The following is a 668-nucleotide window of genomic DNA, read 5'->3' on the forward strand; positions in this document are numbered from 1 at the left end:
TGACCCAGACAGCAGGCTGTTTCGCAAAGGCAAGACGGCCAGCGAGTTGCGCTTTATGGGCCACACGCTGATGGAGAACCGCAATGGCCTGATCGTCAACGCCATGGTCACGCAGGCTGATGGCCATGCTGAGCGCGAAGCGGCCAAGGCCATGGTGGCCGATGTGCGCCAGGCCAACCCCGAAGGTGACATCACCCTGGGCGCCGACAAAGGCTACGACGCCGCCGAGTTCATCAAAGCGCTGCAAGACATGAAGGTCACGCCGCATGTGGCGCAGAACAAGTCAAACCGCAAGTCAGCGGTGCCTGATGAGATCGCCAGCACCGAGGGTTACGGCATCTCGATGCAAAAGCGCAAGCTCATCGAGCAGGGCTTTGGCTGGGCCAAGTTCATTGGCCCGATCCGTCAGGTGATGGTGCGCGGCATCAAGAAGGTCGACCAAGTCTTCATGATGGCCATGGCCGCCTATAACCTCGTGCGCATGCGCACCTTGGGACAAGTCCGTCTGGAGGTCGCGTGATGAGGGCAAAACACCCCGAAATGGCCTCAGATCAGGCCAAAATGGGCTTGAAATGGGGTGTTTTGGCGTCGGAGTCGACCCGCATCATCGAAAAACGAGCCCTTGCGTCAGCAGCGAAGCTGCGCCCGTTGGGTATTTCCGCAGCCTG

At 59.9% G+C, this 668-nt stretch carries 1 protein-coding gene; it reads left to right on the forward strand.

Annotated elements, in window-relative coordinates; all coding sequences use genetic code 11:
• Positions 1-520 (forward strand): transposase (locus ABG80_RS20975; RefSeq protein WP_152987785.1); only part of this gene is annotated, 520 nt, incomplete at its 5' end.
• Positions 521-668 lie beyond the last annotated feature (148 nt).

Origin of the sequence: Aquabacterium parvum (assembly GCF_001447195.1) — a bacterium.
GTDB classification, from domain to species: domain Bacteria; phylum Pseudomonadota; class Gammaproteobacteria; order Burkholderiales; family Burkholderiaceae_C; genus Aquabacterium; species Aquabacterium parvum.